Annotated in this window: 14 protein-coding genes; 10 read left to right on the forward strand and 4 right to left on the reverse strand. The window is 53.0% G+C overall.

Annotation, left to right across the window (positions count from 1 at the left end):
* Positions 1-6: 6 nt before the first annotated feature.
* From FJ147_01350 to FJ147_01370, 5 genes are all read left to right on the forward strand, one after another.
* Entirely contained in the window at positions 7-312 is a 306-nt protein-coding gene (locus FJ147_01350; GenBank protein ID MBM4254523.1) for a DUF485 domain-containing protein, read from the forward strand.
* Between the two features lie 182 nt (positions 313-494).
* The gene (locus tag FJ147_01355) at positions 495-2,054 is read left to right on the forward strand and encodes a cation acetate symporter (protein ID MBM4254524.1); all 1,560 of its coding nucleotides are present in this window, start codon (positions 495-497) and stop codon (positions 2,052-2,054) included.
* Positions 2,055-2,145: 91 nt separating this feature from the next.
* Positions 2,146-3,141, forward strand: a complete 996-nt coding sequence (locus tag FJ147_01360; protein ID MBM4254525.1) for a hypothetical protein — start codon at positions 2,146-2,148, stop codon at positions 3,139-3,141.
* An 18-nt stretch (positions 3,142-3,159) separates the two neighbouring features.
* Positions 3,160-3,750, forward strand: a complete 591-nt coding sequence (locus tag FJ147_01365) for a VOC family protein (GenBank protein ID MBM4254526.1) — start codon at positions 3,160-3,162, stop codon at positions 3,748-3,750.
* Positions 3,737-5,095 (forward strand): MFS transporter, encoded by a 1,359-nt coding sequence (locus FJ147_01370; protein MBM4254527.1) that lies wholly within the window; start codon positions 3,737-3,739, stop codon positions 5,093-5,095. The genes FJ147_01365 and FJ147_01370 overlap by 14 nt, the downstream gene beginning before the upstream one ends.
* A 93-nt stretch (positions 5,096-5,188) precedes the next feature.
* Here FJ147_01370 and FJ147_01375 read toward each other — a convergent pair whose 3' ends face one another.
* The 4 genes from FJ147_01375 to FJ147_01390 all read right to left on the reverse strand — a co-directional run bounded on the left by FJ147_01375 (position 5,189) and on the right by FJ147_01390 (position 8,285).
* A complete protein-coding gene (locus FJ147_01375; protein MBM4254528.1) occupies positions 5,189-5,881 on the reverse strand; it encodes a glycerophosphodiester phosphodiesterase in 693 nt (230 codons plus the stop codon).
* Between the two features lie 166 nt (positions 5,882-6,047).
* Complete coding sequence (locus FJ147_01380; protein MBM4254529.1) at positions 6,048-6,494, reverse strand: DNA-binding protein; 447 nt, start codon at positions 6,492-6,494, stop codon at positions 6,048-6,050.
* Between the two features lie 137 nt (positions 6,495-6,631).
* Positions 6,632-7,801: an acetyl-CoA acetyltransferase gene (locus FJ147_01385; GenBank protein ID MBM4254530.1), complete on the reverse strand. Its 1,170-nt coding sequence runs from the start codon at positions 7,799-7,801 to the stop codon at positions 6,632-6,634.
* 115 nt (positions 7,802-7,916) lie between these two features.
* Positions 7,917-8,285 (reverse strand): carboxymuconolactone decarboxylase family protein, encoded by a 369-nt coding sequence (locus FJ147_01390; GenBank protein MBM4254531.1) that lies wholly within the window; start codon positions 8,283-8,285, stop codon positions 7,917-7,919.
* 270 nt (positions 8,286-8,555) lie between these two features.
* Between FJ147_01390 and FJ147_01395 the strand changes: the two genes are divergently transcribed.
* The 5 genes from FJ147_01395 to gspE all read left to right on the forward strand — a co-directional run bounded on the left by FJ147_01395 (position 8,556) and on the right by gspE (position 13,817).
* Entirely contained in the window at positions 8,556-8,876 is a 321-nt protein-coding gene (locus tag FJ147_01395) for a sulfurtransferase (GenBank protein MBM4254532.1), read from the forward strand.
* 56 nt (positions 8,877-8,932) lie between these two features.
* Positions 8,933-10,165 carry a CoA transferase gene (locus FJ147_01400; GenBank protein MBM4254533.1) on the forward strand — a complete coding sequence of 411 codons (1,233 nt, stop codon included), beginning with the start codon at positions 8,933-8,935 and terminating at the stop codon, positions 10,163-10,165.
* Positions 10,166-10,249: 84 nt separating this feature from the next.
* A complete protein-coding gene (locus tag FJ147_01405; GenBank protein MBM4254534.1) occupies positions 10,250-11,467 on the forward strand; it encodes a CoA transferase in 1,218 nt (405 codons plus the stop codon).
* 261 nt (positions 11,468-11,728) lie between these two features.
* Entirely contained in the window at positions 11,729-12,055 is a 327-nt protein-coding gene (locus FJ147_01410; GenBank protein ID MBM4254535.1) for a hypothetical protein, read from the forward strand.
* A 58-nt stretch (positions 12,056-12,113) separates the two neighbouring features.
* Entirely contained in the window at positions 12,114-13,817 is a 1,704-nt protein-coding gene (gene gspE / locus FJ147_01415) for a type II secretion system protein GspE (protein MBM4254536.1), read from the forward strand.
* The last annotated feature ends 108 nt before the right edge of the window (positions 13,818-13,925 follow it).

Below are 13,925 nucleotides of genomic sequence, written 5' to 3' on the forward strand. Positions count from 1 at the left end.
CAGGGGATGATCTCAAGCACCCAATGGGAGCGTGTCGCAGCGCTGGACGAGTTTAAAGCGCTCCTCGATGCGAAGCGCAAGTTTATTGTTCCGGCAACCATCTTCTTTCTGGTCTATTATTTTGCGCTTCCCATCCTTGTGGGGTATGCCCCACACCTCATGGAAACGAAAGTCCTCGGCGTCGTGAACCTTGCCTACGTGTTTGCGCTATCGCAGTTCTTCATGGCCTGGATTCTGGCGGCGATGTACCTACGTGCTGCTGGGCGGTTCGATGAGATGGCGAAGGATGTGGTTGATAAGGCGAGGCGTTAGGGGAAAGAGAGCTTTGAGGCTTGAGACTAGAGGCTTGAGACTTGTGTAAGAAAACTAATCTCCAGCCCCATAATATGGACCTTAAACTTTGAACTTTGAACTGTCCTCTTAACAAGCCCCAAGCCTCTAGCCCCTAGTCCCAAAGTGACAAACGTTAAACCTTAAGCTCAAAACTAAATGTTATGTCCACAGCTTTAATCATGTTTCTTGTGTTCATCATCGTGACCCTAGGGATTACCTATTGGTCTGCGCGACAGGCCACTGGTGCGAATTCGTTCTTTGCTGCAGGTCGCCGCATGACTGCGTGGCAGAATGGCGTGGCCGTCGCTGGTGATTATATGAGCGCGGCGTCGTTTCTTGGCATCGCTGGGATCATTGCGTTCCAAGGGTACGATGGCTTTATGTATTCGGTCGGCTGGCTGGTCGCCTATCTCACCGTACTGCTCATTGTCGCAGAGCCGCTCCGCAATGCCGGCAAATATACGATGGCTGACGTGCTGGCCTATCGCTTGAGTCCGCGCCCGGTACGCGCGATGGCCGCCCTTAGTACACTCACTGTCAGTACCTTCTATATGATTGCGCAGATGGTTGGTGCGGGTGCGCTCGTAGCGTTGTTGCTGAAAGACTCGGGCATTACCTATCACACCGCTGTCATCGGGGTAGGGGTGCTGATGGTTACCTATGTGGTGTTTGGCGGCATGCTGGCGACGACGTGGGTGCAGATCATTAAGGCAGTTCTCTTGATGGCTGGCACGGTTCTCCTCAGCATTCTCGTCTTGGCGCACTTTGACTTTAGCTTTAGTAAATTCTTCGACGCCATTGGTCATGTGACATATACCGAGAACGGAGTCCAGGTAACAAAGGACTTTCTCCAGCCTGGGTTGCGATTCAAGCCGCCATACGGAGCGCTCGACCTCATCTCGCTGAGTTTGGCTTTGATCTTCGGCACGGCAGGATTGCCACATATCTTAGTGCGGTTTTACACCGTGCCCGATGCAAAGACGGCGCGCATCAGTGTGGTGTGGGCAATGGCACTGATTGGCAGTTTCTATATCATGACGACGTTCCTCGGATTTGGGGCAGCGACTATTGTCGGACGCGACGTGATTGCGGCCAACGGCGGCACCAACATGAGTGCACCGTTACTGGCACAGACGTTAGGTGGCGAGGTGTTCTTTGCGTTCGTCGCGGCGATTGCTTTTGCTACGATCCTTGCGGTTGTCGCTGGACTCACTATCAGTGCATCAACGTCTTTTGCCCATGATTTTTACACCAACGTGCTGCATCATGGCAGAGAACGAAGCCCTGGCGAAGAGGTCCGAGTCGCGCGCATCACCGCGTTTGTCGTGGGAGCGATTGCCATTGCCATTGCCATTTTGCTTGGACCTACTGCGAATGTGGCATTCCTGGTTGCGTTGGCTTTTGCTGTTGCTGCCTCAGCCAATCTGCCTGTGATTATTTTTTCGCTATTTTGGAAACGGTTTAATACCACAGGAGCAGTTGCTGGATTAGCCACCGGGCTTGCTGCCTCGATTCTCCTCATTCTCATCGGTCCAAGCTTCATGAAAGCAGAGGCAATTTTTCCGCTTGAGAATCCAGGGATTGTGAGTATCCCGTTAGGGTTCCTTGGTGCGGTCATCGGAACATTGCTGACTCGTGAACCTACTGCGGAAGAGAAGTTTGCTGAACTACTGGTGCGGGCGAATACGGGTCTGGGAGCGGAGAAGGCAGGGGGACACTGACAGGATGAGTTTAAAGTGCAAGGTTTAAAGTCTATATGGTGAGGCTAGAGGCTTGAGGCTTGTCGGAGGAGAAAACGATGAATGATGAACGATGAATGAAAACGTATACTCCTGTTTCTTGTCTGCCGTTCATCGTTCTGCGTTCTGCCTTCATCATTGGTTTTCCCTGCTGACTGCTGACTACTGTTCCCGTTATGGAGGTTCTATGCCACTCAATTCATCAACTATTGGTGCGACTGCAGATCCCATCGTCCATGATGTCGATGCGCGTTGGTTAATGGCCTATGCCGCGGGGCTTGGTGACACCTTACCCTGCTATCTGGATACGCTACGTCCGCAGAGTATTATCGGGCATCCGCTGTTTCCCGTGTGTGTCGAATGGCCCACTGTTTTGGCCATGCGTGCGCAAGCCGAAACCATGGGATTGACGATGGACGAGGCTATTCGCTCAGTCCATGCTACGCATGATGTCATTCTTCATCGTAGTGCGCGACCTGGAGATCGGCTCACAACCCGTGCGACGATTGTTGGCGTCGAGCAGCGTGAACCTGGTGCGTTTCAGGTGATGCGTCTCGATACTGTCGATGCGCATGGAAAACTCGTGTCTACCACCTGGCAAGGCGGTCTGTTTCGTGATGTGGCGGTGACCGGACCAAATCGACCGGCGACGGAAATCCCGCCACTTCCGTCTGCGGCTGCGACCGGTGCCACAGCACGACATGAAGTGAAAATACCAATCTCTGCATTGGCTGCGCACGTGTATACGGAGTGCGCGCATATCTGGAATCCAGTCCATACCGATACCGCTGTGGCAGATCGGGCTGGCTTACCAGGTTTGATCCTGCATGGGACTGCCACCTTGGCACTGGCGGTATCACAGGTTGTCAAACTCGAAGCGAGCTGTGAGCCCTCTCAAGTGCGGCGCATTGCAGGTCGGTTCAATGCTATGGTCATGATGCCCTCGGAAATCACCGTGCGAATACTCTCGCGGGAAAAAACTGCTGACGGCGATGCGGTGTGTTTTGAAGTTCGTAACGCTGAGGGAGCACCAGCGGTGAGGGATGGCGTCGTTCTCTTAAAAGGATGAAGAATCGGAGAACCGGAGATGGGGAGAATCGGAGACCGCCCCTCCATTCTTCTGCACCGATTCCCCGATTCTCCGTTTCCCCGGTTCCTTCTCAAACAATTGAGAACCCTTGCGAGATTCACTGCTCACACAGGAAGGGCAAAGATGGTCAAAGGCATCTACCATATTAACGTGAACGTCACCGACTTCGAGCGGTCGCTCGCTTTTTACCAACTCTTGGGTTTCAAGATCGTGCGTGACCTTGGTGAAGTCGGGAACAAGTATCTGGAACGGGGATTGAAAATTCCACAACTGCGTGGTCGTGCGGTGCTCATGCAAGTCGGAGATGATCGCCGTTCGACACGTCTTGATCTGATTGAATGGAAAACCCCGAAGACCGAAGGCCGAGCTTATCCGCATCTCTATCATGCCGGTATGGCCCGTATCGCTTTGGTGACCGACGCATTGCAAGCCGTGTGTGACAAAGTAAAAGCAGCGAATATCGCTGGAGTAGAATTTTTCTCTGATCCGCAGCTCATTCCCAACGGCTCGGGTGGGAAGGATGCGTTTGTGTGTTTTACTGATCCTGATGGGACGGTGATCGAGTTGATTCAGTTTGGTGGCGTGTAACGTGTCGCACGCTTCAACTCCCGCTCGTAAGGAAGAGTCGATCTCGGAGCAGAGGGACGACGCGCGTGGCTATCGACCATTCTGGTTTAAGCTTGCGTTCTTTATTGGTCGACCACCAGAACTGACCCGCCGCCAGTGGCGCGTCCTTGGGCTCGTTGCGGCAGTGTCGTTCTTTGAGCAGTACGATCTCTACTTGTTTACGCTGGCGCTGAAGCAAATTCAGGCAGGGCTTGCGATCGAAGAATCCCAACTTGGCTTGTTAGGGTCGATCGTTCGCTTTGGGGCGTTACCGGCCTTCTTTGTTACGCTGGTTGCCGATCGCATTGGTCGGCGTCGGGTGTTGTTGTTTACGATCCTCGCGTACACCGTGTTTACTGGGCTGACGGCGTTTGCCTCAGATGCGCGCTTGTTTGTTGCTTGCCAGTTTCTCGCACGTACTTTTGCTGTTGCTGAGGCTCTCCTTGCGGTCGTGGTTATTGCTGAAGAGTTTAATCCTGCTGTCCGTGGTTGGGGCATTGGTGCGTTTGCAGCGATTGAATCTTGCGGCGCTGGCTTAGCGGCGCTGCTCTTTGCTTTGGTTGGGCATCTTGAGCACGGCTGGCGTGGGCTCTATCTGGTTGGTCTTGTTCCGTTGCTCTTAGTTGCGCAGTGGCGTCGCACATTACCGGAGACCGAACGATTCACCGAATATCAACAACAACGCACTAATACTGGTCAGTCTGAACATGCGCTGATGCCGCTGTTTCATCTCATGCGCATGTATCCAGCACGTATGGCGTCACTATCTGCTGTGGTGTTCGTACTCGCGGTGACAGAGTCCGCTGCCGGATTTTTCGGCCCAAAGTATTTACAAGATGTACATGGATGGACGCCAAGTGGGGTCGGACTGCTCACTGTTCTTGGCGGTGCATTTGCGGTCGTGGGGAATACATTTGCTGGCTGGCTCAGTGATCGTGTCGGACGTAAGTATGTCACTGTTGGTTTCTTACTTGGAGAAGTGATCTTTACGCTGGCCTATTACAATTCGTCAGCAACGTTTGTCGTCCCGCTTTGGATATTGATGAGCTTTATGCTGCTTGGCGGCAATGTGACCGTTGCGGCATATGGAGCTGAGTTATTCCCGACGTCCTATCGTTCGACTGCTGCTGGGGCACGAGTCGTTGTGGCGACAATCGGTGGGAGCCTCGGGCTTGCACTTGAATCGATGCTATACAGCATCTTAGGATCGCACTGGGAAGCGATCTCGCTATTAGCAGCACTCGCGGTATTAGGACCTCTGCTTGTGATGCTGACGTTTCCCGAAACGAGTGGGCGAACGTTGGAGGAGATTGCCCCGGAAAGATAAGGCAATTGTAGAATGCGGATTTCGCATTGCGGAAGAGAGCGGATTTTGGCCGCAACTCTTATAATCCGCAATCGCCAATCCGCAATCCGCAATTCATCGCACGCCCATCTGCTGACATACATTAAGCAAAACGTCAGGTCGGTCCGAACCAATCGCATCAACGCCGAGGTTGATTAACCGACGCATGTCCTCTTCTTTATCAGTGTTCCAGGCACGGACGAATAAGCCGAGTTGATGGGCATCACTCACAAGCTGTTGATCTATCCATTCATGCCAGATATGGAGCGCATGGAGGCCAAGTTGTTTGGTCTGCTGAACAACGTCCGCGGGCAAGCGACCCCAGAGTGCACCGGTGCGGAGCTTGGGATTTTGCATGAGCGCTTCGATGAGCCACTGATGCTTGAAGGATGTCAGGATAACTTGATCGACGGCATTGGCGGCTTCTACGGCGTGGACGACAGGAAGGGCGGTTCCAGGTCCTTTGAGTTCTATTTGCAGTACGACTTTCCCACGGGTGATCGCAAGCGTCTCTTCGAGTGTTGGAACACATTCTCCGAGTCCTGCATCCAGTTGTCGGATTTCAGCGAAGGTCAGTTCGGCAATTTTCCCAGTGCCATTGGTCGTGCGATCAACGGTCGGATCGTGCATCAGGATTAAGTGGCCGTCCTTGGTGAGTTGGACGTCAGTTTCAATCTGATCGACCCCAAGGGCAATCGCGCGATGCATCGCACGTAGAGTGTTTTCTGGTTCGAGAGAACCGGCGCCGCGGTGGGAGGTGATGATCACTATGGTTACTCTTTGCTGTTGAGATAAACGCTGCCTTTAGTGGGGAGTATCTTGGTTACTACCCTCACCCACACTCGCTCTGCTCGTGTTGCCCTCTCCCTGGCTGGGAGAGGGCTAGGGTGAGGGTCGCAAGTGAGGAGCAATGGCCAAACAATTGCTCCCTGTATTAAATACGCTGCCATTGCACCAACGTCACATCAGTATGATCTTCCCACACAACCTCAACACTATCACCAATCTTCACATCCTGTTGTGGATCACCAAGTAAGTTACCGACCATGCGAACATTACCGGCATCTGGCAGCTCCACCAGAACGATCAAATAGGGGCCACGCTCTTTGAGAGCTTTGTGCACTGGATGCCACACCCGTTCAAAGGCATACACCTTACCGCGACCTGAACTCTCAACCCACGACAGTTCTCCAGAGCGACACTTATGGCAAATCCACTCTGGACCGAACTGAAACGAGCCGCAGGTTTTGCAGCGTTGAACCAACAGCTTGTGCTGTTTCGTGCCCTCCCAAAATGGCGCATCGAGCCCATCAGGCATTGGTGCAGGGAGCGGCATGCCTTCGGGGAGGTAGGAAACGGTGGTAACATGCTCAACCGACATACGATAATTCCTTCCGTGTGAACTTGCGGACGTAATACGTAATGCGTAATGCGTAAAAGGGGAGGGGAGGTGGTTACGGATTACGCATTACGTATTATTTTTCAGAGTGGTTACGTATTACGTTTTACGCTTTACGTTTAGTTTCTCAGCAACAAATCACTCACCGGCGCGACCATTGGTCCGGCGGCAACGAGACAAACCTGCGCGTCTTTCACTTGGCAAGTCGACGTTCCGCGCATTTGCCGGACGCCTTCAAGGACGAGTTCGAGACCGTGCATGTAGGCTTCAGCGAGATTGCCGCCACTAGTGTTCAACGGCAGTCCGCCATTGGGCCATTCGAGGTTGCCGTTGGTGCAAAAGGCTTCGGCTTCTTCGGCTGAGCACAGTCCGTGTTCAACCAGGCTCATTAACACACCGCCAGTGAAATTCTCGTAGACTTGCGCGACATCAACGTCTTTGGGAGTAATGCCAGCCATACCAAATAAACGTGGTGCGAGGGTCTTGAAGTTCGAGGTTGCATAATCGGGATCGTTATGTGCGGCTGTCCATTGACGATAGCCTGAGCCTTGCGCGGCAGCCATGAGATAGACTGGCTTTTGTTTGAGGTCCCGAGCGCGTTCGGTGGTGGTAAGAATAACAGCAGCTGCACCATCATTCTCTAAACAGCAGTCAAACAGATGAAATGGTTCGACGATCCAGCGTGAGTTGTAGTACGACTCGCGTGTGAGCGGACGACCATACATAATTGCACGAGGGTTTTGTTGTGCATGTTTATATGACGCCAAGGCGATACCGCACAGTGCCTCTTGGCTGATGTTGTGTTCATACATGAACCGCTGCGTACGCATCGCGAACATCTGCGCCGGCGACATCAAGCCGTATGGCATCGAGTAGGCCATTGGGCCGCGGACGCGTGCACCAGCATGACCTTGGCCAAAGCGACCAAACTGTCCTTGGGCTAAAGCTCGGAACGCAACTACATGCTTGGCATAACCTGCGACAACCGCTGCTGCAGCATTGCCGACGGCACCAGCGACGCCACCGCCGCCGCCACCCCAGTGCATGTTGGAAAACTGAATCTGCGGAACGCCGAGTGCTGCCGCAAGACGAACCGGGTCATTGCGGTCATCGCTATACGAGGCAAATCCATCGATATCTTCGACCTGTAATCCAGCATCAGCCACGGCTTTCTGAATCGCTTCGAGGGCGAGTTGAAACTCGCTCACTGGTGATTGCCCAGCTTTGTAGTAGCGTGTCTCGCCTATGCCAACGATGGCAACTTTGTCTTTGATGGTGTAGTCGGTCATAAAGTCTCTCCAAAGCTATCAGCGATCAGCGATCAGCCGTCAGCCGTCAGCCTAAAAGGGCGAAGTGTAGATTACCTCAGTAGCTGAAAGCTGAGAGCTGACGGCTGACGGCTACTTACTTCTTCGCATCAATCTCATCAAACAGTTCTTTCGCGATACGCAAGCCGTTCACACCGGTCGGCCAGCCGCCGTAATGCGCGAGGTGAATCATGATCTCGTTGATCTTGTCGCGGCTGATGCCAGCATTGAGTGCCCCGCGAAGATGGACTTTCAACTCACGTTCGCGCGCCAGCACTGTCAGTGCAGCGACAGTGATCATCGATCGTTCACGCAGTTCCAAGCCTGGCCGACCCCAAACGTCGCCAAACAAGTTCTCAACCGTGATCTTGAGGAAATCTTCCTGCATTTGTCCGGGCTGCGGTTCACGGCCAAAGAGTTCCTTCATCTTTGCCGCCCCTTTTTGCCAGCGTTCTGATTCTGCCATACGTTACTCCTCCTTTGTTCGAGATGCGCTCGCGAATACTTGCGAGCAATGGACCGGTTGTCTACTATCAGACCTGCTATTCAGGAGTCAAAGCGGAAGGGCAAGTCTAAGGTCCAAAGTCCAAGGTCCAAAGTCGGAAAATGAAGGAGGCTCTGCTTGCGTTCATATGTATGGGGCGCAATTCTGCTAGTCAGCATTCTTGCGATGCTTGGGACATGCGTGCAACCACGGCTATTACAACGAGAGCCTGTACAGAAAGATGAAAACTCTATGGTGAGTGAGATTCGTTCCCGAGACTTAAAGGCGCGACTCGACAAAGGGGATCAGCCTGTTTTGCTTGATGTTCGTGAACCAGAAGAAGTCGCGATTGTACAACTGCCTGGCGCGGTGCATATTCCGATGGGTGAAATTCCTGGGCGCGTGCATGAACTCGATCCTGACAAGGAAATTATTGTGTATTGTCATCATGGCGTGCGCAGCTTACGTGTTGCGCAGTTCCTGGCCCAGCGTGATTTTACCAAAGTGGCAAATCTGGCTGGTGGCATCGACGCGTGGGCGCTTGAGGTCGAGCCGGGAATGGCACGGTACTAATGCGGAATGCGGAATGTAGAATGCGGAATGAGAAATGAAAAAGGAAAAAACTCTCCATGGCTAATACCCAACCTCCAACCCCTAACCCCCAATCTTCAGGGCCGCTCCATGGTATTCGTGTTATCGAGTGCGGTAACATGGTGTCAGCACCCTATGCCGCAAAGTTGATGGCTGATCTCGGAGCGGAGGTCATCAAGATTGAGTCTCCGAGTGGCGATGCGTCGCGTCGGCGTGGACCGTACCCTGGTAACGTTCCACATCCAGAAAAAAGTGGTACCTTTCTGTATCTCAATACCAACAAACTTGGAGTGACACTCAATCTCGAGGCGCCGAAAGGCCAAGAGATTTTTCACCGCTTGGTGAAAGATGCTGACCTGGTGATTCATAACTATCATCCGACCCGTATGGCCTCGGTGGGGATGGATTATGACACCTTGCGTCAGGTGAACCCACGGGTAGTGATGACGTCAATCACGCCGTTTGGACTGACGGGGCCAAACCGCGACCTCCATGCCCAAGAGCTGACCATGTGGAGCGCTGGTGGCATTGTCTACCTTGGTGGGGTGTCCGGTCGTCCTGATATGCCACCACTGAAAACCTTTGGCCATCAAGCGGGCTTCCAAGGCGGAGTGAATGCTGCCAATGGGTCGTTAGCGGCTCTCTTTGGTCGCTTTCGTTCCGGCAAGGGCCAGCATGTTGACGTTTCCGTGCAAGAATGTCTCGTGGCGATTATGGAGAATAACTATATCTCCTGGCCGTATGATCATAGTGTCGCGTCGCGTCTTGGCTTTCGCCTGATCCCGCAAGATGTGTTTCAGTGCCGCGATGGATTCATTTATTTCTTAGCAATTGAAGATCATCAGTGGAAAGGGGCAGTCGAGTTGATGGGCAATCCTGAATGGGCAGCGATGGACATCTTTCAAGATTTCCCGTCGCGCTCAGGTAACTGGGATGTGCTGAAATCACTTCTTGATGAATGGATGGCCGACAAATCCGCGCAGGAAGTCTACCACGCGGCGCAGGCTCGCCGGGTGCCGTTTGCGCCGGTATCGACAATGGGGGATCTGATCAACTCGAAACACCTCAATGCCCGTGGCTTCTTCGTGGAAATTGCTCATCCTCAGACTGGGGAATTGACATATCCTGGAGCGCCCTATCGTTTTTCTGTTACGCCGTGGGCATTGCGTCGACCAGCGCCGTGCCTCGGACAACATAACAGTGAGGTATATGGGCGGCTTGGGTTGTCACAGGGGGAGATGGAGACGCTGAAACAACAAGGAACCATTTAGGCTCTGGGAGCTGGAAAAAACGAAGAGCGATCCTAAACACCAAAGCCTAGAGCCCAGATCCCAAAGCCCTTCAAACGAGGAATTATGTCTGAAAACTTACCATTATCAGGAGTACGAATCGCCGATTTCACCTGGGTGTGGGCTGGACCGTTTGCCACGATGCAATTGGCCCATCTTGGTGCTGAGGTCATTCGCATTGAGTCACAGAATCGCGTCTGTGTCACGCGCCGGATTCCACCGTTCGCCGAAGGGCAACCGGGAGTGAATCGCAGTGGCTACTTCAATCAGTTTAACCAAGGCAAAAAGTCGGTCTCCTTGAACCTGAAAGACCCGCAAGCTTTGGAGATCGCAAAGAAGCTGGTTGCTGCCAGTGACGTTGTCACGGAAAACTTTGCAGCTGGTGTGATGGACAAGATGGGCTTGGGGTACGAAGTTATGCGTAAGATCAAGCCCAATATCATCATGATCTCAATGTCCGGCTACGGTGCGGTTGGACCGGAAAGTCCCTACGTATCGTACGGGCCAGCTCAGGCTCCATTGAGCGGCTTGTCTTCGCTCACGGGGTTTCCTGATTTTCCGCCCATGCATGTTGGCTTCTCGTATGGTGACCCAAACGGCGGCTTGCATGGTTCCTTTGCCGTGCTCGCCGCACTGATGCATCGCGAACGCACGGGCGAAGGACAATATATTGATCTCTCGCAGTTAGAATCTTCCATTGCGGTGATCGGTGAAGGGCTGCTGGCATATACGATGAATGGGGTACCACCGCCGCGTATTGGCAACCGCGATCCGTATGTGTCTCCTCATGGATTGTTCCACTGTCAGGGCGAAGATCGTTGGGTCAGTATTGTTGTCGCTAATGAAGATGAGTGGCAGAAATTTTGTCAGGCCATTGGTCAGCCAGGACTTGCAACGGATTCTCGCTTCTCCTCCCTTGATGCGCGCAAAAAGAACGAAGACGCCCTGGAAGCTCTCGTGACGGCGTGGACTGAGGCCCAAACTGCCGAAGAAGCGACTCGCAAATTGCAGGCGGCTGGGGTTGCTGCCTATCCTGCGGTGACCAACAAGGAGTTAGCGGAAGACCCGCATTTGCAACAGCGAAGATTCTTCGTCGAATTGCCGCATCCAGAGGTCGGCGTGCGCCGGCATGCTGGGGTGCCCTGGGTATTCTCTGACACCCCATGCAATGTGCGAACACCAGCCCCCTGTACTGGACAGGATACCGACGACGTACTGCACCGCGTGTTAGGATATTCAACTGAGGAAATTGCTGCGTTCCGAGCAAAGGGGGCGTTGACCTAAAAAGGCTATAGGCTTCAGGCTTTAGGGAGAAACAAGAGAAAAGAGAACGACGGGGGCCAAATGGAGGCAGGGATCAAGGATGCAGGAAAACGGAAAAAAATAAGCAAACGTTTTCAGGCTGTAGGCCCTTCGACCAGGTTTAGGAGAGGGTTTGGACTTTGGACAAACTCCGCACGCTGCACTCCTCTCATAGCGCGTGTTTTTCTTTTGCTGTTTCTTGCTCCGACAGTCGCTTCCGCCCAAGTGATTGGCGGAGGATGGATGATTAGCCTCTATGGTATGGTGCAAGTTGAGCCCGGCAATGGTGTAACGACGCTGAAGGTCAAAGACGAACTCATTCGCTTCGTCATTCACAATATCCAGTGTTCGGATCGTAATTTTTCGACGGGGCGGTTCATGACCGATGTGACTCACAAAGAACCAGGCATCTTCATTAAGGGTCCTGAGGAATGGCAGGACATACTAATCAAAGAGCGTCCAGGTAAACGTGTCTTGCTGATGCGTGGGGCATACTATCCGGATTCACGGATGTTGCTGCTTCATAAGTTGGAACCGTTTCATGGAGTGTCGACTCCGCAGCCACGTTAATCCCCTCCGGCTTTTGCCGGTGCGTGAGGCATGATACTATCTCCACATTGAGGTGGAGGTGGTTGTGCGGTCGGTGGAGGAGATTCTCATCCAAGAAGCGGGAGTCCCCGCTGATACCCTTGCGAAAGCGCGAGAACGGCTAAAGCCGGACAAAGATCTCGGTGATGCTTTGCGCGAACTCGGGGCGCTCGATGCTAAGGGCTGGGCAAAAGTCCAGGCTTCTTATTATGGCCTTTCCTATCGAGATACCCTTTCATGGGATAGGCAAAACTCGGAGTTACTGACTCGCGTTCCCTTAGCCTTTGCTAAACAGTATCAACTTCTCCCCTGCGTATTGACTGACGAAGCGTTGACTGTGGCGATTGCGAATCCTCGTGAAATCGCAGCGTTGGATGACTTACGGTTGCTGTTTCATCGACCAGTGCAGCCGTTCATTGTCCCCAAACCGGTGCTGCACGACGCATTGAATCACACCTACGATCAAGCCTCGCAATCGACGCAAGCGCTGCTTGATACGCTTGACGAAAAAGTGCTCGACCTCGATGCTGCTGAGTGGCAAGAACCCCGAGATTTGCTCGAAGCTGATGACGAAGCGCCGATCATTCGTCTCGTGAACTCACTCTTTTATCAAGCAGCGAAGGAACGAGCGAGTGATATTCATATTGAACCATTTGAGCAGGAGTTGCTGATTCGTTTTCGCGTCGATGGCATTCTGTATGACGCAGTGACACCACCGCGTGCAATTCAGCCGTTGTTGATCTCACGCATCAAGATCATGGCGGGGCTTCACATTGCTGAAAAACGGTTGCCTCAGGATGGTCGTATCCGCCTCAAAATTGCCGGCAAAGATGTGGATATGCGTGTGTCGGTGATTCCAACCGCCTTTGGTGAGCGTGTGGTTTTGCGCTTGCTTGATCGCTCTAGTGCGTTGCTTGGCCTGGAAGAGCTTGGTCTCAGTGGACGAAACTTAGAGCTGGTTAATCGCCTTATCTATCAGAGTCATGGCATTGTGTTGGTAACCGGACCAACCGGCGCGGGAAAAACCACGACACTCTACGCGGCGTTAAGTAAGATCAACTCAAGCGAGAAGAACATTCTGGCGATTGAAGATCCGATTGAGTACCAGTTGCGTGGGATAGGGCAGATGCAGGTACATCCAAAGATCGACCTCACGTTCGCGGCAGGACTGCGCTCGATTCTTCGACAAGATCCTGATGTCATCATGATCGGTGAAATCCGTGATGCTGAGACTGCGGAAATTGCCATTCAGGCTGCGCTCACTGGTCACTTGGTGTTCTCGACCTTACATACTAACGATTCATTCGGCGCGGTCTCACGGTTACTTGATATGGGGATTGAGTCATTTCTTGTGTCATCGTCACTCCTCGGAGTGATGGCGCAGCGGTTAGTACGCCGCGTGTGTGCTCAGTGTCGGCAAGCCTATGTGCCCGATGACAGCAAAATACGGGAAGTCGGCCTCTCACCAGAATACGTTGCTGGCCGTCCTTTCTACAGGGCTGGGACGGGGTGTGAGGCGTGCCAGCAAAAGGGCTATCGTGGTCGCGTTGGCATTCATGAACTGTTGGTGATTTCTGATGTGGTACGACCATTAGTCATGGACCGAGTCGACGCGGCGACGATCCGACGCGCGGCAACTGATAACGGTATGCTCACGTTGCGTGATGATGGTGCTGAAAAAGTACTTGCCGGACTGACGACGGTGGAGGAAGTGGTGCGAGTAACTCAGGAAGAAGGACTCTAAGGCATGGGCAAGAATTAAGTTACCGATTAAGAGCGAGGAAGAAGCGTATAGTTCCAATCGCCATGAAACTTACCGGGTTTGATATTGAGCGCTTGAAACTCATCGTCG

It is taken from the genome of Deltaproteobacteria bacterium, from assembly GCA_016874775.1.
GTDB lineage: Bacteria > Desulfobacterota > Binatia > Bin18 > Bin18 > VGTJ01.

Excerpts from the sequence above, each read along its gene's own strand:
- FJ147_01350 (MBM4254523.1), top strand. The coding sequence starts at position 7 with ATGATCTCAAGCACCCAATGGGAGCGTGTCGCAGCGCTGGACGAGTTT.
- FJ147_01390 (MBM4254531.1), bottom strand. The coding sequence starts at position 8,285 with ATGGCAGAATCAGAACGCTGGCAAAAAGGGGCGGCAAAGATGAAGGAA.
- FJ147_01385 (MBM4254530.1), bottom strand. The coding sequence starts at position 7,801 with ATGACCGACTACACCATCAAAGACAAAGTTGCCATCGTTGGCATAGGC.
- FJ147_01410 (MBM4254535.1), top strand. The coding sequence starts at position 11,729 with ATGATTAGCCTCTATGGTATGGTGCAAGTTGAGCCCGGCAATGGTGTA.
- FJ147_01360 (MBM4254525.1), top strand. The coding sequence starts at position 2,146 with ATGAATGAAAACGTATACTCCTGTTTCTTGTCTGCCGTTCATCGTTCT.
- FJ147_01395 (MBM4254532.1), top strand. The coding sequence starts at position 8,556 with ATGGTGAGTGAGATTCGTTCCCGAGACTTAAAGGCGCGACTCGACAAA.
- FJ147_01400 (MBM4254533.1), top strand. The coding sequence starts at position 8,933 with ATGGCTAATACCCAACCTCCAACCCCTAACCCCCAATCTTCAGGGCCG.
- FJ147_01355 (MBM4254524.1), top strand. The coding sequence starts at position 495 with ATGTCCACAGCTTTAATCATGTTTCTTGTGTTCATCATCGTGACCCTA.
- FJ147_01405 (MBM4254534.1), top strand. The coding sequence starts at position 10,250 with ATGTCTGAAAACTTACCATTATCAGGAGTACGAATCGCCGATTTCACC.
- FJ147_01380 (MBM4254529.1), bottom strand. The coding sequence starts at position 6,494 with ATGTCGGTTGAGCATGTTACCACCGTTTCCTACCTCCCCGAAGGCATG.
- FJ147_01365 (MBM4254526.1), top strand. The coding sequence starts at position 3,160 with ATGGGGAGAATCGGAGACCGCCCCTCCATTCTTCTGCACCGATTCCCC.